This window comes from Candidatus Hydrogenedentota bacterium, from assembly GCA_016791475.1.
Lineage (GTDB): Bacteria > Hydrogenedentota > Hydrogenedentia > Hydrogenedentales > JAEUWI01 > JAEUWI01.
In genome coordinates, this window is sequence record JAEUWI010000003.1 from 162589 (window position 1) to 186824 (window position 24236).

Here is a 24236-nt window from a genome sequence, read left to right on the forward strand (position 1 = left end):
GCCGCGTTAGAAACCCAGTTTCGAAGCGAAGCTCCGGATTGCGGGCGCGTTGGCATAATAGAACGTGGCGCTGAAACGTAGAAAATAAAACACCGCCGTCCCCGCGATCCACAGCAGCAGCAGCCGGTCGACGAGGGCGCCGCGTTCGTTGGTATCAGGGCGCTGACACATCATCCCGCTCCAGGGCTTCGATACGGCGCGCAAGCAGGGCAACTTCCTGGGCCAGAATGCGGTTTCGCTCCGAGAGCTTGGAAATGACCACGGTGAAGGCGAGGACGAGAAAGAGGAGAAAGAGAAATGACCCTACATAGAAGACCGTGAGATACTGAAATCCGAAGACGGATGACATCCATGTGATTACGCCGGGAAAGAGGCCCACGCCCAGACCGCAGGCCGCCGCCGCAAGCCACAGGAGGGCATAGCGCTCCTTGAGGTGCGCCCGGCGCACCAGTTCCAGCACCAGCACCATGAAACTCAGGCTCACGAGGAGCAGGCCCACGCGATGAGACCAATAGAAGCCGACAAAGGGCAGCGCTGGATCGGTCATTCCGCAGCCCTCCGCGCGGGGGCGTAATGGCGAAACTGATCGATGAGAATGGCGAGCCCAACTTTGACCATGTAATAGACCGCCCCATGGGCGCGGATCGAGGTCACGCCACCCTGACGGGGATGCATCGTTACCGGAATCTCGACGACACGAAGACCGTGCTTGTGCAATATCACCAGAACCTCCGGCTCGGGATAGTCTTCGGGATAAGCTTCCGCGACTACCGCTATCGCGGCGCGATTCATCGCACGGAATCCGCTCGTGGTGTCCGTAATACCCCCGCCGATGAATAGATTGATCCACCGCGACAGCAGCGACTTGCCAATCCGGCGACTCAGGCTCGGGGTATAGTCGCTGTCGGCCACATAGCGCGAGCCGATGACCACGTCCGCAGCACCGTCCTCAATGCGGGAAAGCAGCCGGACGATCTCCTCGGCGGGATGCTGGCCATCCGCGTCGCACTGCACCGCGATGTCATAGCCGTTGCGCAGAGCGTACTTGTAACCGGTCTGCATGGCGCCGCCGATCCCGAGGTTGAAGGGGAGGGAAAGCAAGGTGGCCTGTCCCGATTCGCGTACGAGCGCACCGGTCTGGTCCCGGGATCCGTCATCCACCACGACAACGTCGCAATCCGGCGCGGCGGCGCGGATCTGGCCGAGCACGCCGATGATGGTGGCCTCTTCGTTGTAGGCGGGAATGATTACGAGTACGCGCGCCATTTAGACCTTGTTCTTGGTTCGGGATGTGAAAGCCGATAACCCATGCACCAGGCCCACCGCGCGGGCACTATCGCGCAGGCAGGCGATCAGGAGAAAGTATAACAGGTCGTCCACGGGCAGATCGTGCCGCAGGCGTAGCACCATGGGCAGATGCAGCGAGGCATAAAAAAGCACCAGCGCCAGACTGAGGATTGACGCGAGGAGGCCGTACCCCGTCTGGACGCCCGCCACGGCGATCAGGAGCAGGAGGAAGGGGAGCCCCAGGCCCAGCGGCGGCGCGAGGAGATCGGGCCACCCGGCATATTGATCGCCGCCCGCGCGGCGGGGATGGTCCCGGTAGAGTTTGACCCGCCAGTAGCCGTGTCGGCTCTGGGTGCGCAGATAACCGAATAGATGCTCGGGGTGGTAATGGGCCACCTCGGCCCTGGGGTTGAAGACCATGCGGCCACCGAGGTCGTGAAGGCGATACGCCAAGTCATTGTCTTCGCCCGAGGCCTGGCGATACGACTCATCAAAGCCCCCGACGGCCTCAAAAGCATCGCGACGATAGGCCACGTTGAAGGAACCGAGAAAATCCACCTCGCCTTTGAACTGGCGATGCCGCGCGGCAATCTCCGCCTGGACGACACGGGCGAGGCGCGACGTGGGATTAGCGATGGCATAGGTCCCGCCAACCGCCACGACGCCCTCCTCAAAGCCATCGATCAATTGACGGAGCCAGTCGGCCTGGGGGATGCAGTCCGCATCGGTGTACACCAGGATTTCGCCCGTGGCCAAACGCGCGCCGGTGTTTCGCGCCGATGCCGGCCCGCCATTGGACTGGCGGTGGTACCGCACACGGTCAAAGTGCCGCGCGACAGCGCCGGTACTGTCGGTCGAACCATCATCGACGACAATAACTTCAAAATCAGGATAGTCCTGCGCGAGACAAGCCGTCAGGCATTCGGCTAAAGTCCTTTGGGCGTTGTAGGCCGGTATGATGATGCTGGCGCGCAAAACTGTCTCATTTCCCTCTCGATTGGCATGTACTCAAGGAATATCGCACAAACAGAAAACCATGGGTGGCGCCCTCAGGTCAATGCCAACCGATCCACCATAGACTTCACCGCCGCAATCAAGGGTTCCTTGTTCGGCGAATAGCCCTGCGGCGCCTCCGGGGGATTCGCGCAGGCGTCCGCAAGGTCTTTCATATCAAGAACCATCCTACCCCATCCGCGACGCTCAACGGCTTCGGCAATTTCCAACTGGTGATCGTTCATGTGCTCGTTGAAACGCCTCAGTCGCGGCACCACTATAAACGGTCTCTGCACGCTCAGGGCGTCGATGGCCGTGCCGATGCCCGCATGGCCCACGATGACCCGTGCGTGGCGCTGGATATCGAGGCATTCTTCGCGCGGCAGGAACTCAAACCATTCGCAATGGCTCGGGTGCCGGCTGGCATTGCCCAATTGCAGTATTACCTGCTCGCCTGTCTCTTCCGCAATCGCATCGACGGCCTTCACGAGGCGATCAAATCCCATAAACATGGTGCCAAGTGTCACGTAAATCATGAAACTGGCGACTCGTCGATCAAGGAGCCAGAATAACGCGCACGGGGGCCATAGACCTTCAAGAGCTCGGGCCACTGCACATAAAATTCGTCGGCGATCCAGTACACGACGCGGCCCGTCACGGATGGGCGTACGACCTGGGCTCCACACTCGATGTAAAGCAAGCGGGCGCGAAACAGCTTGCCGACCAGCGCCACGGGAATCGCGATCTCCGCCCCGGTGGATACGATGAGGTCGGGGCGCTCCCTGCGAAATATCAAGAACACACGACCGAGGTTCTTCAGGAACTCGACGGGATTCCTGGCCATATTCGGCACGAGATAGGCCCGCTCCAGACGGCGCGTGGTATCGGCGTCGTAGGTGAAATAGAAGACCTCGTGACCCGAAAAGGCCGCCTGAAGCTGGAGCATCTCATTGAGATGACCGCCGTGGGAGCAGGTGCAACAGATTTTGATGGGGTTGGGCATGGGTAAGCGCTTTCATGTCGATTGGTGTGAATCGTAATGGAAGTACGAGTGAGGATGCCAACAATCGTTCGTCTCGACAATTGATCGACTAAGGTGGACGCCGAAATACAAGATACACCTCTGGGTGCCACCCGTACGCGGAGGAGCGAAGCGGGGGAGCTTACGGGTGATGGGACTCTAACTTGTTTAAGGCACACTGGAACAACAAGAGTAGAATCAGTTCGACGTAGTAGTCCGGCGAATCCGCCCCCGTAAACTTGGTCGCAGTAGCTCCCGCGTGTACGGGTGGCACCCAGACGTCTGTTTCGAACGGTCGGATGAGTGCCGATAGATTGCGTACTCATTGCGTATCCACGACCTAGACTCCTAATCACCAACCCGATACAATACGGGCATTCACCTTCAACCGGAACCGTCTTTTCGCATGCACCGACTTCACGCCCTGCGCCAATCTATCCTAGAGTTCATGCGATTCATATTCGCACCGGCGCCATCCGTGGATACGCCCATGGCGCGGTGGGAGTGGGGTGCCGTTGCGGTCTTGGTAACTATTTCCCTCGCGTTGGGCTTACCCAATCTTGCCGCACCGAGCCTTTGGCACGATGAACTGGTGCATATTTACGTGGCCAGGAACATCGCCGACACCGGTTGGCCCGCGCTGCCGAGCGGCAATTTCTATCCGAGCTCCACGGCGTACAATTATCTCCTTGCGGCATTTGTACGCCTTCTGGGCGACGACGCTTTCGCCGTGCGTCTCCCTTCCGTGTTGCTCGGCGGCCTGAACACCGCTCTCGTTTACATTCTTTGTCGCAACTGGCTGGGCCGCACCACCGCATTGTGGGCCGCGTTTTTCTTTGCCACTTCGCCGTGGCAGGTGGGCTGGGCGCGCCAGGCCCGCCTCTATGAGTTCCAGATTACGAGCTACCTGCTCATGCTCGGGCTTGCGTGGCGTTTCTTCACTGGCCCGAAGCCCAGCTCCCTGCCGCACACGGGTACGGGCGCGATCCTGGCCTATGTCACGGGCCTGCTCACCTCCTTCCATTCCATCCTCTATCTGGGACCCCCGGGTGCCTTTGCGATCTTCGCCCTGCTCCGCAATCGCGTGTGGAAGTCGCGCTGGAGCGCGGCCATCCTTACCTGCACCGTACTGGGACTCCTCACCATCGCGTCGTTTTACTTCAACCCCAACCCGGTGGACCGGGCGGCGGTATTTGAGACGGGTATCGGCGGGCGCCTGCTGGATCAACTCCGCACCGACCGCTATTACTACTTTCGCTTTCTCGGCGGCAATCTGAGCCTCGGCTTCTTTCTCCTGGCCCTCTTCGGCTCGGCGGTATTGTTGCTTCGGCGCGATCCGAAAACGTTCTGGGTGCTCCTCGCTTTCTGGGTACCGGTACTGATCCTGACCTACCTCGTAGGCTACCGGCGGCATCGCTTCATGTTCTTTGCCTACCCGATCTATATCATGATTTACGCCCACGGCCTCGTTGTGCTGCTCGCTCTCCTGCGCGAGTACCGGCGCTCGATGCTTCATTGCGCTGTCGCCGTACTGACGGCGCTCTTTCTCGCGCGCCTGGCCTGGTCGCAAGCACAACTCATGGGAGACAGCGTCGAGGCGGCCGGCGGCGCGGACACGACCCTGGCCACCCATCACCCTCAATGGCGAGAGCCCGCGACGTGGGTGAAAGAGCACCAAACCGACGAGACGATTCTTACCACCACTTACCTGCCCGTCCAATATTATCTTGGTCATGTGGACAACTGGTTTCCGAACCGTTACACGAAGTGGGAATATCAGGAATCGGGCATGGAAGGCCTCGGCTCGCTGGATGAACTCAAGGCATTCCTCCGGGAGCACCCGCGTGGCTACTTCCTCGCCGAATCGTCTCGATTCGACATGTGGCGCCATTATGGCGCCCTGGTGCAGGATCTGGGTCGGGAAGTGGACTGGGTGGAGGCCCACATGGAATTTGTTGAAGAGGCATCCAGCGTGGATGTGCGCGTCTGGCGCTGGGACTTCGAGGAGAACGGCGTGGTAACCGTGCCATGAGCAACGCCGAGACATCGCCACGATCACGCAGCGGGGGGCGCTGGTTTTTCTTGTTCGGCCTGCTCTTCCTTACGGCCCTGGGCTGGCATTTCGGCTTTCGGGATCTGGGAGACTTGCTCCGGGATGCGAAACCCGTGCCCCTCGCGCTCATGTCGCTCCTCATTGTCGCGGGCTTCTGGCTCCGCGCCGCGAAGTGGCGCTACGCGCTGGGGCCAGGCCAACAGGGGATTCTCCTCTTTTTCCTGGCCAAGACTGCGGGCAACTGGACGCCGGGCCGGGCCGGGGAACTAGCCCCCTTGCTGCTGAAGCGCCACCGCAATGCCCGCGTGGCGGCGTGGATCGGGCTCGACCGTGTCGTGGAGGTGGCGTGGACGCTGGTCCTCGGCCTGGCGGGCGTGGCGTGGTTGGGGCTCGTAGCGCCATGGGCATGGTTTGCGATCGTCGCAGGGGCCCTGGTGGTCGCGCTGCTGACCCTAACGGGGCTTCGGGTCCAATCGAGGGAAGAGACATCGGTCAATGATGAAGTTACGGGCGGGTGGAAGGACCGAATCCTCGCTTTCGCCCTGAAAGTCCGGACCGAGCTCCTCCTCTTTTCCCGAAAGTTTCCCCTGGTCATGGCGCTGACCTTTTTCGCCAAGCTAACTGATGTTTACGCCGTGGTTTATCTCTGCGAAGCTTTCGGCTACACCGCCGGAATCATGCTGGTCTGCGCCGCCCGCTGCGCCCACGGCCTCGTCAGTGCTATTCCCGTGACACCCGACGCCACAGGTGTGCCCTACGTCGCCGCCGCCTGGTTTCTTTATCAATATGCGGGAATCCCGTATGAGACCCTGACCACCGCGCTCGCCTTGGAGGTCATTGCGATTAATGCTATACTCTGGGTCTGTTTTTGTCTGGTAACCGCCAGGCGTTGGAAATCACCTTCGATCGGATCAACTGCCTCATGAAGTCCTTCTCCACCGGAATTCTTCTCGTCAACACCGGTTCTTCTTCGGCCCCAGAAACCGCCGAAACGCGCGAGTATCTTCGCCAGTTCCTCTCCGACCCGCGCATTATCGATATCGCGGCATGGAAACGCTGGATCATTGTTAACCTGTTCATTCTGCCCTTCCGGCCGGCCAAGACTGCCGAGGCCTATAGGGCCGTCTGGACTGATCGCGGTTCGCCCTTGCTCAGCATCAGCGAGGACTTCGCCAAGGCACTTGCGGAAGTGCTTCCCGACATGCCAATCGAACTCGGCATGGCCTATGGTGTGCCCTCCATCGAAACCGGCATGGACAAGCTTATCGCCACCGGCGTTGACCGGATCATCGTGGTGCCCATGTTTCCCCAGTACGCCTCGGCGACCACCGGCGGCGTGGTGGAGCGGTGCTCCAAACACGCCGCGGGCATGTGGAATACGCCCTTCCTGTCCTTCCTGCCGCCCTATTTCGATGACGAGGGCTATCTGGAAGCGTGGGAAGCCGTGGCGGCGGATCGCCTGGCGGCCTTCAAGCCGGATCACGTTCTCCTGAGCTACCACGGCCTCCCGGAGCGCCAGATCTACAAAGGCGATCCGTCCGGCAGTCATTGCCTGAAGGTGAAAGACTGCTGCGCCGTGGAGAACTCGGCCAATAAGAATTGCTACCGCAGACAGTGCATGGCCACCTCTCGTGCCCTCATCCAGCGCCTCGGTCTGGAAGAGGGAAAATACTCCCTGACCTTTCAGTCCCGTCTCGGCCGTGACCCCTGGCTTTCGCCCGCCACCGACCAGACGGTCGTCGCCCTCGCAAAGAGCGGCGTAAAGCGCCTGGCGGTCCTTTCGCCCGCCTTCACGGCCGACTGCCTGGAAACCCTCGAAGAAATCGGGATGCAGGCCAAGGAAAGCTTCCAAGAACATGGGGGAGAGGCCTTTGAGCTCATTCCCTCGCTGAATACACACCCCCGGTGGGTCGCGGCGCTGGCGGACCTGGTCAAAGCCGTTTGATTAAGCTCTTCGCCGGTACCCGGAGGGGGCATAATCATGATTCCGAAAACAGTAGCCTGTGACTCAATAGTACGTCCTATAAGAAGCGTGCCAACGGTTTTGAGGCAGATCGGAGTTTTTCGCTGTGCCCTTTATTCCCGTATACGACATTCGGACCTGGCGTTGCGTCACCGCCACGCGGGAAGAGTTACGATTCCGCCCGGGGTTGGTAACGCTTCTCCGTAGACTCTTCCTCGCCGGTCTCTGTGCGCTCGGAATCTTTATGGTCGAGTTCACTTTCCGGGGGGCCGCGAACACTGCGCCACAAACTAGCCTTCCAGCCCACGGCGAGCGTCGGCAGGAGGTCAGTGAAGACCTGGCGCGGGCTTTCGAAGCGATTCGCAACAGTATTTCCGAAGAAGAATATCAGCGCCTCCTCGCCGAGGCCGATGCAGGCCACACCCAGCGGCTTGCCGAAATGACCGCAGCCCGGGAGCGTTCTGCGCACGTTGAACGCGCTTTCGGGTTGATACGACAGCCGCTCCTGGGGGTACTTGCCACCGTCGGGATTATGGCCGTCCTCAGTTGCCTGTGGAACCGGTTGTCCGTTGCAAGGAATGCTCGGGGAGAACTCGAAATCTTCAGCTTCTTCCTCTGGCCCCGTACCGGCTACGTGTCCCTCGCGGCGCTCCACGGAATCCAGATTTTTGCCGTCGAGCGTCTCGGTAAGAAGCGGCCGATGTCGCCCCCCGATCACCACTGGGAATGGATCGTGAAACTGGTCTCCACGGACGGCAGCCCTGCGCCGCAGTTTCACATCCTGCGAGAACGCCGCCCGCCGGGAATGCGCGGAATGGGGCCCGCACCGGTCCGCGAACTGGCGCAGGCGCTGCACCTGATGACGGATTTGCCCGTAAGTCCGCCGGAGTTGATAAACGCGCAAAGGGCAGGCGGAAGGGGTGTTGTCTATGACAGAAGTCTGAACGACCTCAAGGTGACACCCGTGCGCCAGGAGACTTGGAATTTCTCCAGGAACGAGGAAATCCCGTCGGAAATAAGAGCGCAAATCTCGGGGATGACGGGGAATCGGACCGAGGTACTACCCGGCGGGGTGACCCGCTCCATGCGCCAGGAGATCGTTGTGACTGACGAACAAGGTCGGTCCATCTCCTACAATAGCATCGACGAACTGCCGGACGACGTCCGACGACGTCTTGGACTTCATTGAGACCATTTGAATAGGCCTCCCGGCTCTTCGTCTCTTCCAGCAAGGAACCTGTACACGGGGTACGGGTATTAGACCGATGTAACAATGACCGACCAGAACGGTACTCATTGTTGAGACAACGTGTCGAAAGCGGACAGGAGTGAGGAAGACCATGCTGGAAGCCATAGCCGATTCGACCCAATCAGCCGTAGACCTGGCCCTGAAGATGGCCGGGGATGCTATTCGAGCCCTTGGTGGATTGTTGAGGGGGTAGCCGCTACACCAACTGTTTCAGCCGCCGTTCCATTTCACGCATGGGCATCAGATCGCCTTTGCGTCCCGCGACTTCAACGCCCGTAGCGTAGGCCACTCTGGCTGCGGCCACGTCGCCCAGGACCTCGTGACACTTGCCGAGGTTCAGGTAGGCCGCCGAAAAATCCTTCTGCACCCGGGTCGCCGTCTCCAGATAGGGAATAGCGTCCGCATGGCGGTCCAACTGGATATACGCCTGGCCCAGCCCCATCGTGGCAACGGGATCTTCCGAGTCGATCTCCAGCACTTCCAGGAACATGCCGATGCGCTGTTCCGCTTCGGCCTTGAGGCGTTCCCGCTCCGCTTTGGCCGCCTTCTCCGCCTGTCTCGCGTCCAGTTCCTGCTTGAATTCCAACTGATTTGCCAGCGCTTTCTCGTCCTCCGCCTCCTGGATTCGCCCCTGGCTCATGTAGAACACGGAAAGATTCGTATGGGCCATCACGCAGTTCGGGTTCAGCGCCGCAAGCTTCTTCATGAAGTAAATGGCATCGTCCACCCGGTGATGGCGGTGCAGAATCACCCCCAGGGCCTCGTAGGCATCCTCAAATTCGGGCGCGAGCAGGAGCGCTTCCATCAGAATATGAATCGCAGTCTCATCTTCATCGTTGGTGTCGGCCTCGAAAAGCTTCAGGGCCTCATCGTAAAAACGGCGGGCGTTCTCCTCCCGGTTCAGCGGTGCGTGAACTGGCCAGTGAGCCACCACGCTATGGAAGACCGACTCCGGCGTGCCCGTCGTGAGCGTGTAGCGTTGGGCCGAGGTGCGGTGCTCGCGGTCGAGATAGGCCAGGGCCAGCCAGGAATTGAGCGTGGGGGAGAAGCCGCAGCGGAGCGCCTGGCCGACCTTCTTATCGCAGTCGAACAGGTCCGCGCCCACCTGGGGGATGGGGGAACCGTCATCGTCGATCAGTAAGCCGGCGAGCTTTTGCTTAGGGCTGCCGTAGGCCTTCAGCCGCGCCACCACTTCCTGGCCCAGATAGCAGCCCTTTTCGTAGCTCACCGCGCAATCCGCGAGGGGAGTCTCGGCGATGACGCGATCCGCATCAATCCCCTTGCCCCATCGGGGCATTCCCGATTCCATGATCAGGGTCTCTCGGGCTTCCGTGCCCACTTCCGTAAGAAAGAAGTCGTAACCCACATCTTCGAGGCGCATCAGGAGGGAAAGGGCTTCGCCGGGCTCGGGGATCAACAGGAACCCGTCCTCCCCGGACTCGCCCTGTCGAAACACCAGCACGTCGTGATCCAGAAAATGGATCGGCGCGAAAGCGAAGGGCTCCCGGGGCAGGTGGCGCGCCGCCTCCAGGGCATCACCGTGCTGGTTGGCCATGAGCACCACGGCCCGTGGCCCCTCCAGCAGGATCTGGGGGGTATCGCCGCCAACTTCCTCCACCTTGACCTCTTCCAGGAATAAATGAGTTTCCACCCGGCCGAGCAGCGCGGGTAGCTGGACCTTTTCGATGATGGCCCAGAACTCGTCCTCCCAGCGGTGAAGGGAGAAATAGGCTTGAACGCAACCTTTACGGTCCAGAATGGCCTGCATGTTGCCATGACCCGATTTCAGGCCGACCACATCATTGGTCGTCTGGGCGTGCAGCCAAGAGCCCGCGTCCTTCCCTGTAAACTGGACGACGGTGTAGTCGTCGCGGGTCCAGTAACCCACATTCTTGCGGACGGCTTCTATTTCTCGGATGGTGGCCATTTAGATTCCTGACGTCATGGGCAATTATTTGCAGAGACAGCAGGAACGACAGGGACAGCAGAAATTGAGGTGCAACCACACCGCACCCATAGGTCTCTGCTGTCCCTGTCGTCCCTGCTGTCCCTGAACTGCTTAAAAAAACTAAACCGAAAAGGATTCCCCGCAACCGCAGGTGCTGCTGGCGTTGGGGTTCTGGAAGGCAAAGCCCTTGCCCTTGAGGCCAGCCTTGTAATCCAGCACGATCCCCTTCAGGTAAATGGCGGACTTGCGGTCCATGAAGAACTTGATACCGTCCTGCTCCAGCCTGTTGTCGCCGTCGCGCGGGTTGTCAAATTCGAGCACGTAGGAAAAGCCGGAGCATCCTCCCCCCTTGACCCCCAGGCGAACGCCCTGCTTGTCCTTGCCCTCCTCGCCGTTCATCATTTCGTGGAGCGCGGCGATGGCGTCTGGCGTGGCCTTCAACAGGGCTTTGGGCTGTTCCATCACGGTATCGGCGGTAGCGGACATGAAGTACTCCTTGTGGGCAATGCCACGAAAAATCGGTCAGGATTCGGTAGTCTCAGTGGAGGCCGTAGACGTTGCGGCGACGCTTTCCTGGGGGTCATGCTCCATCAGACCTTCGAGCACTTCCAGCAGCACCTCGGAATCCACGCCATAGCCCATGCAGACCTGCTCAATGGTTTCATAGTGGGCCACGCCGCAGTGGGAGCAACCGCCCAGATGGAAGGCCGCAAAGACCTCCGCGGCGCGGGGATGCATCGCCATGGCTTCCGCAACGGGCATGTCGAGTCTGAAGTATTTGTCTTGAGCTTCCAGCATGGGGCACCTCGATTTCTGAGTTCACATCTGGATCCGACGGCGCGGTGGCGCTGGGGTATCCACTTGTATTATAACGAATTAGGCCAATCCCGGCCAAATGAATCCAGAGCATAGTGGGTACGAACTCGGGAAAAATTCGTTTACAACGGGTATTAACACGTATTCTATCCCGAAAATTCCTCTCTCTGAAGGCTCACATCGTGGAATATGTCAAACTCGCCAAGGTCCAGGACTTCAAGAATACCCGGATCAAGTCCTACCGACTGCTCGCCCGCCCCGTGGGCATCGTAAAGCAGAAGGACGGAACTTTTTTTGCCACCGAGATTGGCTGTAAGCACGAACTGGCCGATTTGAGCCAGGGTCGCTTCGACGGCGACGTGGTGACCTGCCCCTGGCACGGCTGGAAATACAATCTGGTGACGGGGGAGTGTCTCTGGGGGAGTAAGGTCTGCCTGCGGCGCCACGGCATCAGAATCGAAGGCGACGATATCTACGTGAGCTTGCGCCCCCTGGAAGAGGCGCCGCCGGAAGACGACTGGGGCCCGCCGCTGCGGTGATGTGGCGCTTTTCAGCCCATCGGACTGATCGGACGGATCAGACCGATCTGCTTGATTGTTCAGATCGGTCCGATAACCACTCCTCACTTAACCATTGTCAAGAAGATCAGCAATTCCACTTCAATGATCAAATGCACCACAAAGCCCAGCAGCCAGTTGCCGCGCTTCATGCACCAAAGCGTGAGCACGACCGAAAAAGCCAGCATGCCCAGCGCTTCCAGACCCGGCTTTTGAAGGTGGTAGAGCGTCTCCGCAAGGGGGACCAGCAGCCAGCCCCAGCGGGGCCACGCCATTTGCGCCGCACCCAGAAGCAGGTAGCGGTGCATGAACTCCCAGCCAACCAGCCAGGAGAGATTCCAGGCCATGACGCCCAGGAAGTACTGGGCCTTCTGTTCCGGCGTGAGGGAGCCGTGGTCGAGGTACGTCGCGCTCAGGCTGGGGACGAGCGGGATCAGGAACATGACGCCCATGCCCACCACGGCCAGCGCGCCGACCAGAATCAGGTCCCACTTTTTCCACGGACCGCGCAGCAGATACTTCCAGTTCATGCCCGGCAGGCACGCGGCGAAGGGCACGAGAAACCAGAACACGAACTTGAACAGGTCGAAACCCGCCCACGGCGTGCCCCGGAGATCGGGAAAGGTATTCGAGAGATGCCAGTCCAGACGCGACCACGGAAAGGGCCATTGCACACGCATCGCGATCAGGGAATCGACCCCGAGGGCGATGTCTACGTATACAATGACGAGTACCGTTACCCAGAGAGCACGGTATTGGTCGGTTCTTCGGGGCGGGGTGTTAACGTGCAAGTTTTTTCCCTTCTTTGATGTCGGGAAAGGGGCACAATTCCCGCAGGGTGCATTCCGAGCACTTCGGCGCGCGCGCAGAGCACACCGCGCGACCATGAAACACCATAAAGTGGGAGAAAAGCGTCCAGTGGGCCGGTGGCCAGACCTTCATGAGGTCCTTTTCGATTTTGACGGCATCCTGATTCTTCGTGAATCCAAGCCGGTTCGCCACACGCGTGCAGTGGGTGTCCACCACAACGCCCTGATGGCCAAAGCATTCACCCAGCACCACGTTGGCTGTTTTTCGCCCCACCCCCGCGAGCTGGACCAAATCCTCCATCCGTCCGGGGACCTCGCCGTTGAACTTCTCCACCAGGCTCTGGCAGGTGAGCATGATGTTCTTCGCCTTCTGTCGGTAGAAGCCACAGGAGTGGATAAGCTTCTCCACTTCCTTCACATCCGCTTCCAGGAAGGACTGCGGCGTGGGGAAGCGGGCGAAAAGATCCTTCGCCACGATGTTTACCCGCGCGTCGGTACACTGGGCCGCAAGCGCGGTCATGATTACGAGCTGAAAAGGGCTGTGATAGTCCAAAGTACAGCGCACATCCGGGTACAGTTCACAAAGGCGGGCGTAGACCTCGATGGCGCGCTCGCGCTGCGCACCGGGGGCGGTACGAATTCTGGGGGCAGCTTTCACGCTGTTACTCCTGCCATGTTGGCTCCACCAGTCTGGGACCGTCACAGCCACGATGGAACCGTCTTTTTTCGAGCCGCTATAGTACTCACGAGGGAGGGTTAATGTCACTCCCTTGACTCGTGGCAAAAGCAGTTGGCCAGCCTACTTGCCTGTTCACCCCGGGGTATGGCGCGTTACAAAGGCCGCCGGAGGTCGACTGTAACTCATCGCACGGGCTGGCTATTGGCATTGACTTCGCAAGGAATGCGGTGTAGAGTTGGCCTGTGAGATTCGAATGGGACAAGCAGAAGAATGCGGAAAACCAGGCCAGACATGGGGTCTCCTTTGAAGAAGTTCGGGAGCTTTTTACTTCCGGGCACGATTATCTCGAATTGTACGATGAGGTTCATTCGACCTTCGAAGATCGATTTATGGTCATCGGCTTCGTATCCAGAGGGTTGGGCGTCGTTGTAATGACCGAAAGAGATGACGACGTCATTCGCATTATCAGCGCCCGATGGGCTACCCCGCGGGAGCAACGCAGGTATAATGAATACATGGAACACCGCCATGACTGATATACCAGAACTGACAGAAGCGGATTTCGCCGCGGCAATACCCGCGAGCGTGCGCAACAGGCTCACGGAGGGCAAAGTTGCATCCGGCAGCGACATTGTTGCACTGCGTCACTTCGTACGAATGACAGAAGTGGAATTCGCCGAGGCCATGGGTGTCAGTGTCAACACGCTGCGCAACTGGGAGCAAGGCCACTGGCGTCCGGAAGGTCCCGCGCTGGCATTACTGCGAATTGCCGCCCGCCACCCGCGAATTATTCGCGAGAGTCTCAACTCGGTCGCCACGGCATAGGGACAGCCCCGCCAGTCAAGGCGCATCGCTTTTGGTCCAAAACTGCAGATGAAGCGATGTGTCTCGTTGTGGGTGCGTATCATGTGGCGATGCTGTCCCTATGATTTTCGCCACGCCAGCAGCTCCTCCGCCGACCAGCAATTGATCACGTGCTCCGGCCCGAGCCAGCCTTTGCGGGCGATACCGACGCCGTACTGCACGTTGTTCAGCCCGTCGATGCTATGAGCATCGGGTCCGATGGAGAAGAGCACCCCCTTGTCGCGCCCCTGCCGGATGAAACGCCAGTCGATATCCAGCCGCTTGCAACTGGCGTTAATTTCGACCGCCACCTTGTTCGCCACGCAGGCGTCGAAGATTTTCTCCATGTCGAGCGAAAAACCCTTGCGCGAGAGGAGCAGGCGCCCCGTCGGATGCCCCAGTATGGCTGTATACGGGTTTTCAATCGCAGCGATAACGCGCCTGGTGGCTTCTTTCTCGTCCATGTCCAGCTTGTTGTGGACCGACGCGATGACCAGATCGAAACTTGCCAATACATCGTCGTCATAATCCAACGAGCCGTCAATCCGGATATCGGATTCGATGCCGGAGAGGATACGAAAGCCATGAAACTGGCTGTTCAGTGCCGCAATCTCGCGCTGTTGCTGGAGTATCCGGTCCGGCTTCAGCCCGCCCGCATAACCCGCCGACTGGCTGTGATCGGTAATCAACAGGTATTGATAGCCCTGTTCCCGCGTGGCCTCGGCCATGTCCGCGAGGGTGTGCTGTCCGTCGCTGTAGGTCGAATGACAGTGAATCAGACCCTTGAGCTGATGCTGCTCGAGCAGGCCCGGGGTCTCGGTCAAGGTGAACTCACCTCGATCTTCGCGCAATTCCGGCGGGATGAAGGGGAGACCCAGGGCTTTGTAAATGGACTCTTCGGAGTCGCATTCCACCAGCGACTCGTCCTCCTTGAAGAGCCCATATTCGTTCAGTTTCAGCCCCCGCTCCTTAGCGCGCTGGCGCAGCACCACGTTGTGCTCTTTGCTGCCGGTGAAGTGGAGGAGGGTATAGGGGAACTGACTCGCCTCCACCACGCGCAGGTCCGCGCCGATGCCCGAGGCGAAGCGTACCGAGGACTTGGTCTCGCCGTGGCCGATGACCTGCACCACGTCCGGCGCATCCACGAAACACTGCATGAGGGCCTTTGCGTCGTCCGTGGTGGCGACCAGATCGATATCCTTGATGACTTCCTTGCGACGGCGCAGGCTGCCCGTCACCGCCAGGTCCTTCACCAGCTTCGACGCGGTTAAATGCGCCACGAGCGCACGCGCCTGGGACTCGGCCTTGTTGTAGAGAAAGGATCCCGTGTGGGCGCGCGTAAATTCAATGCCTTCCAGAATCTTGGTCTGCATTTTCGCACCCATGCCCTTCAACGGCTTGATCGCGTCATTCTTGCAGGCCGCCTCCAGCTTGTCCATGGAATCGATGCCCAGGCTCTCGTACACCTGTTTAATGCGCTTCGCGCCCAGTCCGGGAATATCAAAGAGCTCGTAGATGGACGCGGGAAACTCGGACCGGAGCGCCGTAAGGTCGCTGCTTTCGCCCGAGGTGAATAGCTCCGTGATAATGGCCGCAAGCGCCTCGCCGATTCCCTTGATGGAGCGCAAACGTCCCTCAGAGACCACGGTAGCCAGGTCTTCCTCCAGCGCCTCAATCGTCCGCGCGCCGTTGACAAAAGAGCGAATACGAAAGGGGTTCTCCCCCTTGAGTTCCATCAACATCGCCATCTCCTCCAGCACCGCCGCTGCGCCCTGCTTATCCATGCGTTACTCCAACATAGCGGCCCGCGTAGAGACCAAGAAAAATTAAGCCAATGCCCAGCGCGTTCTGTCCGACAATGTAGGCCGCGGCAAGGCCCAATTGCCCCTCGCGCAGCATCGCACTGCCGTCCACCGCGAAGGTGGAGAAGGTGGTGAAGGACCCCATGAAGCCCACCAGCACCGCCAGCTTGGTGTGGTCGCTGAAGGGAATCCGGTGCTCCGCCACCGAAACGAAAATGCCAAAGGCAAGACAGCCCAACATATTGACCAGGAACGTGGCCCAGGGGAAGCCCGTCCAGCCGAGCTGCCGACAGAGGCCATAGACCCCATAGCGCGCCAGGGCGCCCAGAGCGCCCGAAAGGCCGACGACAAGGATTTTTAAGGCGATACTGGTGTTCACAGGGAGTTTCCGAAGGGTGAGCTGGTGCGCATATTGTATCAATTGACAATGGACAATTGACAATGGACAACGATCTGTTGGCCTCTGTTCTGGCGACAGTGGTTTTGGGGCAGATAAGACCGATAGGACCGATATGATCAATCGGTCCTATCCGTCGTATCGGTCAAATTCCCCGTTGTCAATTGGGCGTGTCAATTGTCCATTCCCCTCCCTCAACTGCTACAATTCCCCATCAAATCCAACTAACCCCGGAGTATCCCCCGTGCAATTTCGTACCCGAGCCATCCACGCCGGACAGGGTCCCGACCCGCTTCATGGCGCGGTCATGACCCCGGTCTACCAGACCTCAACCTTCGCCTTCAACGCGCCCGATGACTCGGGTGAGTTTGACTATTCCCGTTCGGGCAATCCGACCCGCAAGGCGCTGGAAGAATGCCTCGCTTCTTTGGAGAATGGCACGCGCGGTTTCGCCTTTGCCACGGGCATGGCGGCGGAAACGACGCTCCTCATGCTCCTTAACGCGGGCGACCACCTGATCCTCAGCCACGAGTGCTACGGCGGCACCTACCGCGTCGCCATGAACGTCATCAAGAGCAAGGGGATCGAAATCGATCTCCTCGATCTCACCGATCTGCCCGCGGTGCGCCACGCCATCAAGCCAAACACCAAAATGATCTGGATCGAATCCCCAACCAATCCCCTCATGACCGTGGTGGACCTCGAAGCCCTGGCAAAAATTGGCCAGGCCAACAACATCCTCACCGTCGTGGACAATACCTTCCTGTCGCCCTACCTCCAGAACCCCCTGGACCTCGGCATCGACATCGTGGTCCATTCCACAACCAAGTACATCAACGGCCACTCCGACGTGGTCGGCGGCGGCGTCGTGGTAAAGGACGAAGAGCTGGGCAACCGAATCTACTACCTGCAGAATGCCATCGGCGCGGTTCAAGGCCCTTGGGACAGTTTCCTTGTGCTGCGCGGCATCAAGACCCTCGCCCTGCGCATGGACGCCCACCTGAAAAATGCCCAGGCCCTTGCGGAGTTCCTCGAAGCCCATCCAAAGATTGAAAAAGTGCTCTATCCCGGTCTGCCGAGCCATCCCCACTACGCACTGAACAAGAAGCAGGCCCGCGGCGCGGGGGGGACCTTCTCCTTTTACGTCAAGGGCGGTGTCACCGAAGCCTACGACCTCCTCGGCAAGCTCGAGCTCTTCTCCCAGGCCGTCTCCCTCGGCGGTGTAGAGTCCCTCATCGAATATCCCTGGACCATGACCCACGGCACCATCCCCGAGCAGGCCAGAAGAGAAATGGGTATCGCGGAAAATCTGATCCGCGTTTCGGTGGGCCTGGAGGATATTGTTGATTTGATAGCGGATTTCGAGCGCGCGCTGGGGTAGGAACCAAACGTTCTTAACCACCACTGGACGCGAATCTTGTCATCTTGCGTTACCCTGGATTTCATTTTGTTCTTTCGGCCCGAAGGGTCACGACAGCATAGCCCCGGGCAACGCTCAGGGTTAGAACGCTCAATCGTCCCAGCCCTGAAAGGGCAAAACATGGGCGTAGGGCAAGGGGCCTCGGCTTCCCGCCCTGAGCCTCCAAAGGTTGACTGCCCACGCCGCCCGTCGCACCATAGATTCGCGGCAGTTCTCACTGTGGAGAAACACAATGGTTCAAGCAGACGAAACCTAGAGTCTACTCGAATTTACCCAACACGCCATGGACCACATCGCCCGCCTCAGATCCAGCGGGCAGCCGGAGGTTTTGACGGTGGACGGGAAAGCCGAGGTAGTCGTTCAAAATGCGGCAGCCTACCAGGCCCTCCTGGACCGGCTGGATTCCATTGAGGCCGTCGCGGCCGTAAGGGCATCCATGGTCGAATTCGAACGCGGCGAAGGAATCCCGGTTCGGGAGGGGTTCGCGGCGTTGAGATCGCGCAGGGACTGACGCGGACCCGCGCGCCATGGTAGCGGAAATACCGGTAAATTGAAGGGGTTCTTATACGAGCGTTATTGATTGCAGGGTCCGTGGCTGTCCCGTCGTGGCCCGAGCGCACTCGGCGCAATCACAGCGCCCGTATTCAGGGGCAATGTCGCGGACTGAGCACCTGTTGGCGTATTCCGTCCATTTCCCCAACGACGGGACGGCCACGCGCGCTGACGAGCTTCCTACTTTTCACCGGGCCCTATGCAACGATAGTGAAATTAGCTCGGTGACGGTCCGCCTGCGCGCGTCAGTCCCTATGTGATCCCGTGAACGGGTGCAATTAAAGAGTCACCCATCTCATACTCCCGAAAGGCACCACATGGCCACACTCGAACGCGCCCTCGTCATTGCCGCCGAAGCCCATCAGGGCGCCACGGACAAAGGAGGAGCGCCCTACATCCTGCACCCGCTCCGGCTCATGCACCAGATGACCACGGTGGACGAACGAATCGTCGCCCTCCTCCATGACGTGGTGGAGGACTCCCCCTGGACCCTCGACGCCCTCCGCGCAGAAGGATTTTCCGAGGAAGTCGTGTCGGCGGTCGACAGCCTCACCCGCCGGGAGGGCGAGACCTATGAGGACTTTATCAAGCGCGGCGCGGTCAATCCCCTCGCGTGCCGGGTAAAACTCGCCGATATCGAAGACAATATGGACGTGCGTCGCCTCGGGGAGATTGGCGAGAAGGACCTGGAGCGCTTGCAGCGCTACCAGCGCGCACGAAGCGTAATTCTGGAAGCGATGGGGGAGAATACGTAACAAGGCATGAAATAGTTACACCAGGAGGGCAGGAGGATTCACGACGGGAAGGTGATAGTGGCGTCGCGCGATTTCGGAAGATATTCAGTCACTCGTGGCATCTAGTCGTCTTGAGGCGTTGCACGCAAAGGCGCGGAGGCGCAAAGAAATAATTCGATTGGACCCCGCACAGATTGCAGGGTAAATTCAAAGTTGTAGAACGCTTCCTTTTCCTCATTCTTCTTCGTGTGCTTCGTGCTCTTCGTGGTGAAACATTTGATTGCGGCCAACGGCAGCGCCACGCCCATCCGTGATCAACCTGTTCCTCACACCCCCAACGCAATCCCCAGCACCTCATGCATCTGCGACACGAAGTGCACGGTCAGCTTTTCCTTTATGTTCTCCGGCACGTCTTCTTCCCACATGGCGCGGCAGCCTTCGGGCAGGATGACTTCCTTCACTTTGGCGCGTGAGGCCGCCAGGACCTTTTCCTTGATGCCGCCCACCGGCAAAACCATACCGCGCAGGGTGATCTCGCCGGTCATGGCGAGGCCGCTTTTCACCCGTTTTCCGGTCATAAGCGAGGTCATGGCCGTGAGCATGGCGACGCCCGCGCTGGGGCCGTCTTTGGGCGTGGCGCCGGCGGGCACGTGGATGTGTACGTCGTGGTCCGCGAAGGCGTCGTCGGCGATGCCGAATTGGGCCGCGTTGGCGCGCAGGTAGCTCAGCGCCGTTCGGGCGCTTTCCTTCATCACGTCGCCGAGTTGTCCCGTGAGGATGAGGGTGCCTTTACCCGACATGCGCGTCGCCTCGATGAAGAGGATATCGCCCCCAACCGCCGTCCAGGCGAGGCCGATGACCACGCCGGGCTGACGGGTGCGCTCGGCCATGTCATAGCGCACTTTTTCCGGGCCAAGGTGCTCCCGCAGCTCGGCGATGTTGATCGTGATGGGCTTTTTCCGGCGGCTGGCAAATTTGCGCGCGCTGCCTCGGCAGATGTGGCCAATTTCCCGTTCGAGATTGCGTACCCCCGCTTCGCGCGTATAATTCGAGATGATGGTCCGCAGGGCGGCGGGGGAGAACTTGAGCTGGTCCGCCGAAATACCATGGGCTTCCAACTGGCGGGGCACCAGGTAGCGCTTCGCGATCTCAAACTTCTCTTCTTGAGTGTACCCCGCGATATCGATAATTTCCATGCGATCGCGCAGGGCCCAGGGTATCGTATCGCCCACGTTCGCCGTGGCGATAAACATGAACTTTGACAAATCAAAGGGTAGATTCAGATAGTTGTCGGTAAAGGTGTTGTTCTGCGCGGGATCCAGCACCTCCAGCAAGGCCGACGACGGATCGCCGCGAAAGTCGTTGCCGATCTTGTCCAGCTCATCCAGAATGACCACGGGATTGCGCGACTGGACCTTGCGCGCGAGCTGGATGATGCGGCCGGGCATGGCGCCCACGTAGGTGCGGCGGTGTCCGCGGATTTCGGCCTCGTCGCGCAAGCCGCCCAGGGCAATTCGGCCGAATTCGCGGCCCAGGGCCTTGGCGATGGATTTTCCCAGGGAGGTCTTGCCCACACCCGGGGGGCCAATAAAGCACAGAATCGGCCCCTGGGCGTCGGGCTTCAGCTTGCGCACCGCCAGGTATTCCAGGATGCGCTTCTTCACCCGCTCCAGGCCGAAGTGGTCCTCGTCCAGGATGGCCTCGGCCCGCTTGATGTCCAGCCGGTCCCGGGTGGACTTGTTCCAGGGCAGCTCCAGCACGGTATCGAGGTACGTCAGGATGACATGGTAGTCCCCGCTCGATTCATGAAGGCGCGCCAGCCGATCCACTTCGCGCAGGAGCTCCTTGCGCACGTCTTCCCCCGCATCCAGCGCCTCCACGCGCTTGCGGTAGTTTTCAGCCTCACTTTTCTGCGCCTCGCCCTCGCCCAACTCCTCTTGAATGGCGCGAAGCTGCTGCCGCAGGAAAAACTCCCGCTGCCCCTTGTCGAAGGCGCTTTTCACATTCTCGTGGAGCTTGCTGGAGAGCTCCATGATCTCCAGTTCGCGCTGGAGCACATACATGAGCCGGGTGATCCGCTCCTGGGGCTCCATCAGCGCCAGTATCCGCTGCTTCTCCTCCTTGGATATGGAAAGATTCCCCGCCACCATATCCGCCAGATAGCTCGGATTCTCCACCGATTCAATGATGATCTTCACCCCGTCGGGTATGTTGGGCGACAAGGCAATGAGCTGGCCCATCTGGGTCTTGATCGTCGCCGCCAGAGCGTCCAGCTTCTGCTGGTCCTTGATGATATCCTCCATCGGCAGGATGCGCGCCACGGGGTAGGGCTCGCGACGGATAAAGCCCGTGATACGACAGCGCTTCAGGGTCTGAAGCATGACGTCCACATGGCCATTGTGGCCATGCTGCACCTGCACGATCCGGGCAATACAGCCCACGTCGTACACGTCCGCCATGGACTGCTTCAATTCTTCGCCATCTTTTGCGGCGGCGATAGCCACCAGCCGGTCGCCGTTGTGCACGTCGTTGATCAAGCGAAACTCGGACTCGGATCGAATCGAGATGGGCACCAGGGCCAGCGGGAACACCACCTGATCCTGCATGATGATCAAGGGCAGCGCGTCGGGAAAATCGCGGGGCACCGCCATGGGCAGGTTGCCGCGGGGAGTCTCATTGTCGGGCACGAACAAAAACCTTGCAGTCGAAAACTTCGGCGCGGGAGCGGTGGAGGAAACGCCCCCGCCGCCCGTGGCCGTTGCGTCATAGTGTACATTGACCATGCACACGTGCTAAGTATAGCCTGCGGTTACCATGGGCGCAAAAATGGTCGCCGCACAACTATATTCCGGAGTACCCCGTAATGAAGTCCCTTCGCCCCCTTCTGATGGGCGCTCTCGCCCTCGCCGCCGCATTCCCCGTGCCTGCCGAAGACCGCACCTCCTTCCAGACCGCCGGACCCTACGACCCCGCCGTAGACATCGGTTCCGACCAGGTCATGGTCTATGGCGTCAATGAGACCTTCCCCGCCCGCCTACAGAGCTGGAAGGAGCAGGGCTACCGTCCCGGTTTCATGACCGGCATCTCCTGGGGCGGCTACGACGCCTACTATGGCGCCGATGAGAAGCGCGTTGTGGAGGAAGTGCAGACGGACGCCTCCGGCAAACGCTTCATGCACGGCGACAGCACGACGGTGGGGTATAACGTACCCACGCCCGCCTACCTGGAATTTCTGAAGGAATATCTTAACCCCGCCATCGACGCGGGCATCGATTCCTTCTACCTGGAAGAACCGGAGTATTGGGCGAACACGGGCTGGAGCGAAGGCTTCAAGCGCGCGTGGCGGGAGTACTACGGCACGCCCTGGCTCGCGCCCGACAGCAGCGTGGAGGCCCAGTTCAAGGCCAGCCGCCTGAAGTACGAGCTTTACTTCAATGCCCTGAGCGAGGTGTTTCGACATATCAAGGACCGCGCCGCGGCCCAGGGGCGTCAGGCGAAGTGCTATGTGCCCACCCACAGCCTCCTGAGCTATGCCCAGTGGCGCATCGTCAGTCCGGAGTCTCACCTCATGGATCTGGACATCGCCGATGGCTACATCGCCCAGGTCTGGACCGGCACCGCCCGCACGCCCAACCGCTACCAGGGGGTGCGCAGGGAGCGCACTTTCGAAGGGGCCTTCCTGGAATATGGCCAGATGCTCAGCATGGTCCGACCCACGAGGAGGACCGTCTGGTTCCTGGCCGACCCCGTGGAAGACGACCCGCGCCACACCTGGTCGGACTACGAATACAACTACAAGCTCACCCTGGTCGCCTCGCTCCTTTGGCCGGAAGTGAGCCAGTTCGAAGTCATGCCCTGGCCCGACCGCATTTTCAAGGGTCAATATGCCCTGACCGAGGGCGGCACGGAGCGAGCGGGTATTTCCCGCGAATACGCCACCCAGTTGCTCGCCGCCATCAATGCCCTGAACGACATGAAGCAGGCCGATTATGAATTCGACACCGGCACCCGGGGTATCGGGGTTGTCGTGTCGGACACCCTCATGTTCCAGCGCGCCAAACCCACCCCGAGCGATCCCGACCTCGCCCCCGTGCACGCCCTCGCCCTGCCGCTCCTGAAGCACGGCGTGCCGATTGAGCCTGTGCAGTTGGAAAATGTGCTCGTTCCCGCCACGCTCAAGCCCTACCAGGTCCTCCTCATGACCTACGAAGGCCAGAAGCCCCTCCGGCCCGAGTACCACGAGGCCCTCGCCCAGTGGGTGCACAATGGCGGCGCCCTGATCCTCGTGGGCGATGGTCGCGATCCCTACCACGCCGTGCCCGAGTGGTGGAATGCGCAAGGCGCCCGCGCCACCACGCCCTACGACGACCTCCTCGCGCGACTTGGCGCGGGCGAGGAATGCCGCACGCGGACCTGCCCCACAGGCAAAGGCTTCCTGCGCGTCCTGGCGGAAGACCCCGCCGCCATCCAGATGGACCCGGAGGGCGCCAACCGCATCCGGGGGCTCGTCCACGACGCGCTCTCCGCTCGGGGTAGCACCTTGAACACCCAGAACTACCTCAGCCTCCGGCGCGGGCCCTATGTCGTCGCCATGGGCTTGGACGAAAGTGTCGACGGCCCGGTTCACGCGCTGGAAGGCCCTTTTGTCGACCTTTTCGATCCCGCGCTGGCGCTGATTGATGAAAAGCCCCTCGCTCCGGGTACGCCCGCGCTGCTGTATAGCCTCACCTGGGCCGAGGACCACCTCGCCAATCCGGGCGTGGTCGCCGCATCCACCCGTGTCCGCGACGTGGTCGCCGATTCCAGGGGCGTCTCCTTCGACACCCGCGGCCCCCTCAACACCCCGTGTTTCATGGTCTTACGACTGCCCGAGCCCCCCGGTACCGTGACGACGGACCCGGTGCTTCCCGTAGAGCAGGTCTGGGATGCCCGTCATTCACTTCTGCGCCTTTCCTTTGAGAATCAGGCCCGATCAATAAGAGTGGCAGTGCCCTTCCGCGATAGGTTAGGATCAGGGACTGCGGGCTCGGAGAGTCGCCAATAACCCATTGGCGCGTATCGCAAAGCGCACAAGAACGCCGAAAGTATCGGCACGAGGCACAGGCACATCCCA

The 24236-nt window shown here is 60.2% G+C and carries 26 protein-coding genes; 11 read left to right on the forward strand and 15 right to left on the reverse strand.

What is annotated here, in order from left to right; translation table 11 throughout:
* Positions 1-6: 6 nt before the first annotated feature.
* The 6 genes from JNK74_02805 to JNK74_02830 all read right to left on the reverse strand — a co-directional run bounded on the left by JNK74_02805 (position 7) and on the right by JNK74_02830 (position 3283).
* Positions 7-174 carry a hypothetical protein gene (locus tag JNK74_02805; protein MBL7645099.1) on the reverse strand — a complete coding sequence of 56 codons (168 nt, stop codon included), beginning with the start codon at positions 172-174 and terminating at the stop codon, positions 7-9.
* Positions 155-547 carry a DUF2304 domain-containing protein gene (locus JNK74_02810; GenBank protein ID MBL7645100.1) on the reverse strand — a complete coding sequence of 131 codons (393 nt, stop codon included), beginning with the start codon at positions 545-547 and terminating at the stop codon, positions 155-157. Before JNK74_02810 ends, JNK74_02805 begins: the two co-directional genes overlap by 20 nt.
* The gene (locus JNK74_02815; protein ID MBL7645101.1) at positions 544-1266 is read right to left on the reverse strand and encodes a glycosyltransferase family 2 protein; all 723 of its coding nucleotides are present in this window, start codon (positions 1264-1266) and stop codon (positions 544-546) included. The genes JNK74_02810 and JNK74_02815 overlap by 4 nt, the downstream gene beginning before the upstream one ends.
* Positions 1267-2262: a glycosyltransferase family 2 protein gene (locus tag JNK74_02820; GenBank protein ID MBL7645102.1), complete on the reverse strand. Its 996-nt coding sequence runs from the start codon at positions 2260-2262 to the stop codon at positions 1267-1269.
* 74 nt (positions 2263-2336) lie between these two features.
* A complete protein-coding gene (locus JNK74_02825) occupies positions 2337-2816 on the reverse strand; it encodes a beta-1,4-galactosyltransferase (protein ID MBL7645103.1) in 480 nt (159 codons plus the stop codon).
* A complete protein-coding gene (locus tag JNK74_02830; GenBank protein MBL7645104.1) occupies positions 2813-3283 on the reverse strand; it encodes a capsular biosynthesis protein in 471 nt (156 codons plus the stop codon). Before JNK74_02830 ends, JNK74_02825 begins: the two co-directional genes overlap by 4 nt.
* Positions 3284-3749: 466 nt before the next feature.
* On the opposite strand from JNK74_02830, the gene JNK74_02835 reads away from it, so the two are divergent.
* The 3 genes from JNK74_02835 to hemH are packed head-to-tail and all read left to right on the forward strand — an operon-like array spanning position 3750 to position 7299.
* Positions 3750-5333, forward strand: coding sequence for a glycosyltransferase family 39 protein (locus JNK74_02835; GenBank protein ID MBL7645105.1), 1584 nt, complete (start codon positions 3750-3752; stop codon positions 5331-5333).
* Entirely contained in the window at positions 5330-6280 is a 951-nt protein-coding gene (locus JNK74_02840; GenBank protein ID MBL7645106.1) for a flippase-like domain-containing protein, read from the forward strand. Before JNK74_02835 ends, JNK74_02840 begins: the two co-directional genes overlap by 4 nt.
* A complete protein-coding gene (hemH, locus tag JNK74_02845; protein MBL7645107.1) occupies positions 6277-7299 on the forward strand; it encodes a ferrochelatase in 1023 nt (340 codons plus the stop codon). Before JNK74_02840 ends, hemH begins: the two co-directional genes overlap by 4 nt.
* A 187-nt stretch (positions 7300-7486) precedes the next feature.
* Here hemH and JNK74_02850 read toward each other — a convergent pair whose 3' ends face one another.
* Positions 7487-7786, reverse strand: a complete 300-nt coding sequence (locus tag JNK74_02850) for a hypothetical protein (protein ID MBL7645108.1) — start codon at positions 7784-7786, stop codon at positions 7487-7489.
* A 93-nt stretch (positions 7787-7879) separates the two neighbouring features.
* Between JNK74_02850 and JNK74_02855 the strand changes: the two genes are divergently transcribed.
* Positions 7880-8506, forward strand: a complete 627-nt coding sequence (locus JNK74_02855; GenBank protein MBL7645109.1) for a hypothetical protein — start codon at positions 7880-7882, stop codon at positions 8504-8506.
* Positions 8507-8762: 256 nt separating this feature from the next.
* Here the strand turns inward: JNK74_02855 and JNK74_02860 are convergent, their stop codons facing one another.
* The 3 genes from JNK74_02860 to JNK74_02870 form a co-directional block, all read right to left on the reverse strand.
* On the reverse strand, positions 8763-10493 hold the full coding sequence (locus JNK74_02860; GenBank protein ID MBL7645110.1) for a tetratricopeptide repeat protein: 1731 nt from the start codon (positions 10491-10493) through the stop codon (positions 8763-8765).
* 141 nt (positions 10494-10634) lie between these two features.
* The gene (locus JNK74_02865; GenBank protein ID MBL7645111.1) at positions 10635-10976 is read right to left on the reverse strand and encodes an iron-sulfur cluster assembly accessory protein; all 342 of its coding nucleotides are present in this window, start codon (positions 10974-10976) and stop codon (positions 10635-10637) included.
* A gap of 60 nt (positions 10977-11036) precedes the next feature.
* A complete protein-coding gene (locus JNK74_02870) occupies positions 11037-11312 on the reverse strand; it encodes a DUF1858 domain-containing protein (GenBank protein MBL7645112.1) in 276 nt (91 codons plus the stop codon).
* Positions 11313-11512: 200 nt separating this feature from the next.
* On the opposite strand from JNK74_02870, the gene JNK74_02875 reads away from it, so the two are divergent.
* The gene (locus tag JNK74_02875; GenBank protein MBL7645113.1) at positions 11513-11869 is read left to right on the forward strand and encodes a Rieske (2Fe-2S) protein; all 357 of its coding nucleotides are present in this window, start codon (positions 11513-11515) and stop codon (positions 11867-11869) included.
* Between the two features lie 83 nt (positions 11870-11952).
* Here the strand turns inward: JNK74_02875 and JNK74_02880 are convergent, their stop codons facing one another.
* On the reverse strand, positions 11953-12678 hold the full coding sequence (locus JNK74_02880) for a hypothetical protein (GenBank protein MBL7645114.1): 726 nt from the start codon (positions 12676-12678) through the stop codon (positions 11953-11955).
* Complete coding sequence (nth, locus tag JNK74_02885; protein ID MBL7645115.1) at positions 12668-13336, reverse strand: endonuclease III; 669 nt, start codon at positions 13334-13336, stop codon at positions 12668-12670. Before nth ends, JNK74_02880 begins: the two co-directional genes overlap by 11 nt.
* Positions 13337-13617: 281 nt before the next feature.
* Here nth and JNK74_02890 point away from each other — a divergent pair, with 281 nt between their 5' ends.
* Together JNK74_02890 and JNK74_02895 are read left to right on the forward strand one after the other, a co-directional pair.
* Positions 13618-13911: a BrnT family toxin gene (locus JNK74_02890; GenBank protein MBL7645116.1), complete on the forward strand. Its 294-nt coding sequence runs from the start codon at positions 13618-13620 to the stop codon at positions 13909-13911.
* Complete coding sequence (locus JNK74_02895; GenBank protein ID MBL7645117.1) at positions 13883-14200, forward strand: type II toxin-antitoxin system MqsA family antitoxin; 318 nt, start codon at positions 13883-13885, stop codon at positions 14198-14200. Before JNK74_02890 ends, JNK74_02895 begins: the two co-directional genes overlap by 29 nt.
* Before the next feature lie 98 nt (positions 14201-14298).
* On the opposite strand, the gene polX is transcribed toward JNK74_02895, so the two are convergent.
* Together polX and JNK74_02905 are read right to left on the reverse strand one after the other, a co-directional pair.
* On the reverse strand, positions 14299-16002 hold the full coding sequence (polX, locus tag JNK74_02900) for a DNA polymerase/3'-5' exonuclease PolX (GenBank protein ID MBL7645118.1): 1704 nt from the start codon (positions 16000-16002) through the stop codon (positions 14299-14301).
* Positions 15995-16399, reverse strand: a complete 405-nt coding sequence (locus tag JNK74_02905; GenBank protein MBL7645119.1) for a CrcB family protein — start codon at positions 16397-16399, stop codon at positions 15995-15997. Before JNK74_02905 ends, polX begins: the two co-directional genes overlap by 8 nt.
* Positions 16400-16532: 133 nt before the next feature.
* Between JNK74_02905 and JNK74_02910 the strand changes: the two genes are divergently transcribed.
* The 3 genes from JNK74_02910 (at position 16533) to JNK74_02920 (ending at position 19144) form a co-directional block, all read left to right on the forward strand.
* A complete protein-coding gene (locus tag JNK74_02910; protein ID MBL7645120.1) occupies positions 16533-17798 on the forward strand; it encodes a PLP-dependent transferase in 1266 nt (421 codons plus the stop codon).
* A 322-nt stretch (positions 17799-18120) separates the two neighbouring features.
* A complete protein-coding gene (locus tag JNK74_02915; protein ID MBL7645121.1) occupies positions 18121-18348 on the forward strand; it encodes a type II toxin-antitoxin system Phd/YefM family antitoxin in 228 nt (75 codons plus the stop codon).
* Between the two features lie 358 nt (positions 18349-18706).
* Positions 18707-19144 (forward strand): HD domain-containing protein, encoded by a 438-nt coding sequence (locus JNK74_02920; protein MBL7645122.1) that lies wholly within the window; start codon positions 18707-18709, stop codon positions 19142-19144.
* 305 nt (positions 19145-19449) lie between these two features.
* Here the strand turns inward: JNK74_02920 and lon are convergent, their stop codons facing one another.
* Positions 19450-21906 (reverse strand): endopeptidase La, encoded by a 2457-nt coding sequence (lon, locus tag JNK74_02925; protein MBL7645123.1) that lies wholly within the window; start codon positions 21904-21906, stop codon positions 19450-19452.
* A gap of 80 nt (positions 21907-21986) precedes the next feature.
* On the opposite strand from lon, the gene JNK74_02930 reads away from it, so the two are divergent.
* Complete coding sequence (locus JNK74_02930; protein MBL7645124.1) at positions 21987-24167, forward strand: hypothetical protein; 2181 nt, start codon at positions 21987-21989, stop codon at positions 24165-24167.
* Positions 24168-24236: the final 69 nt, after the last annotated feature.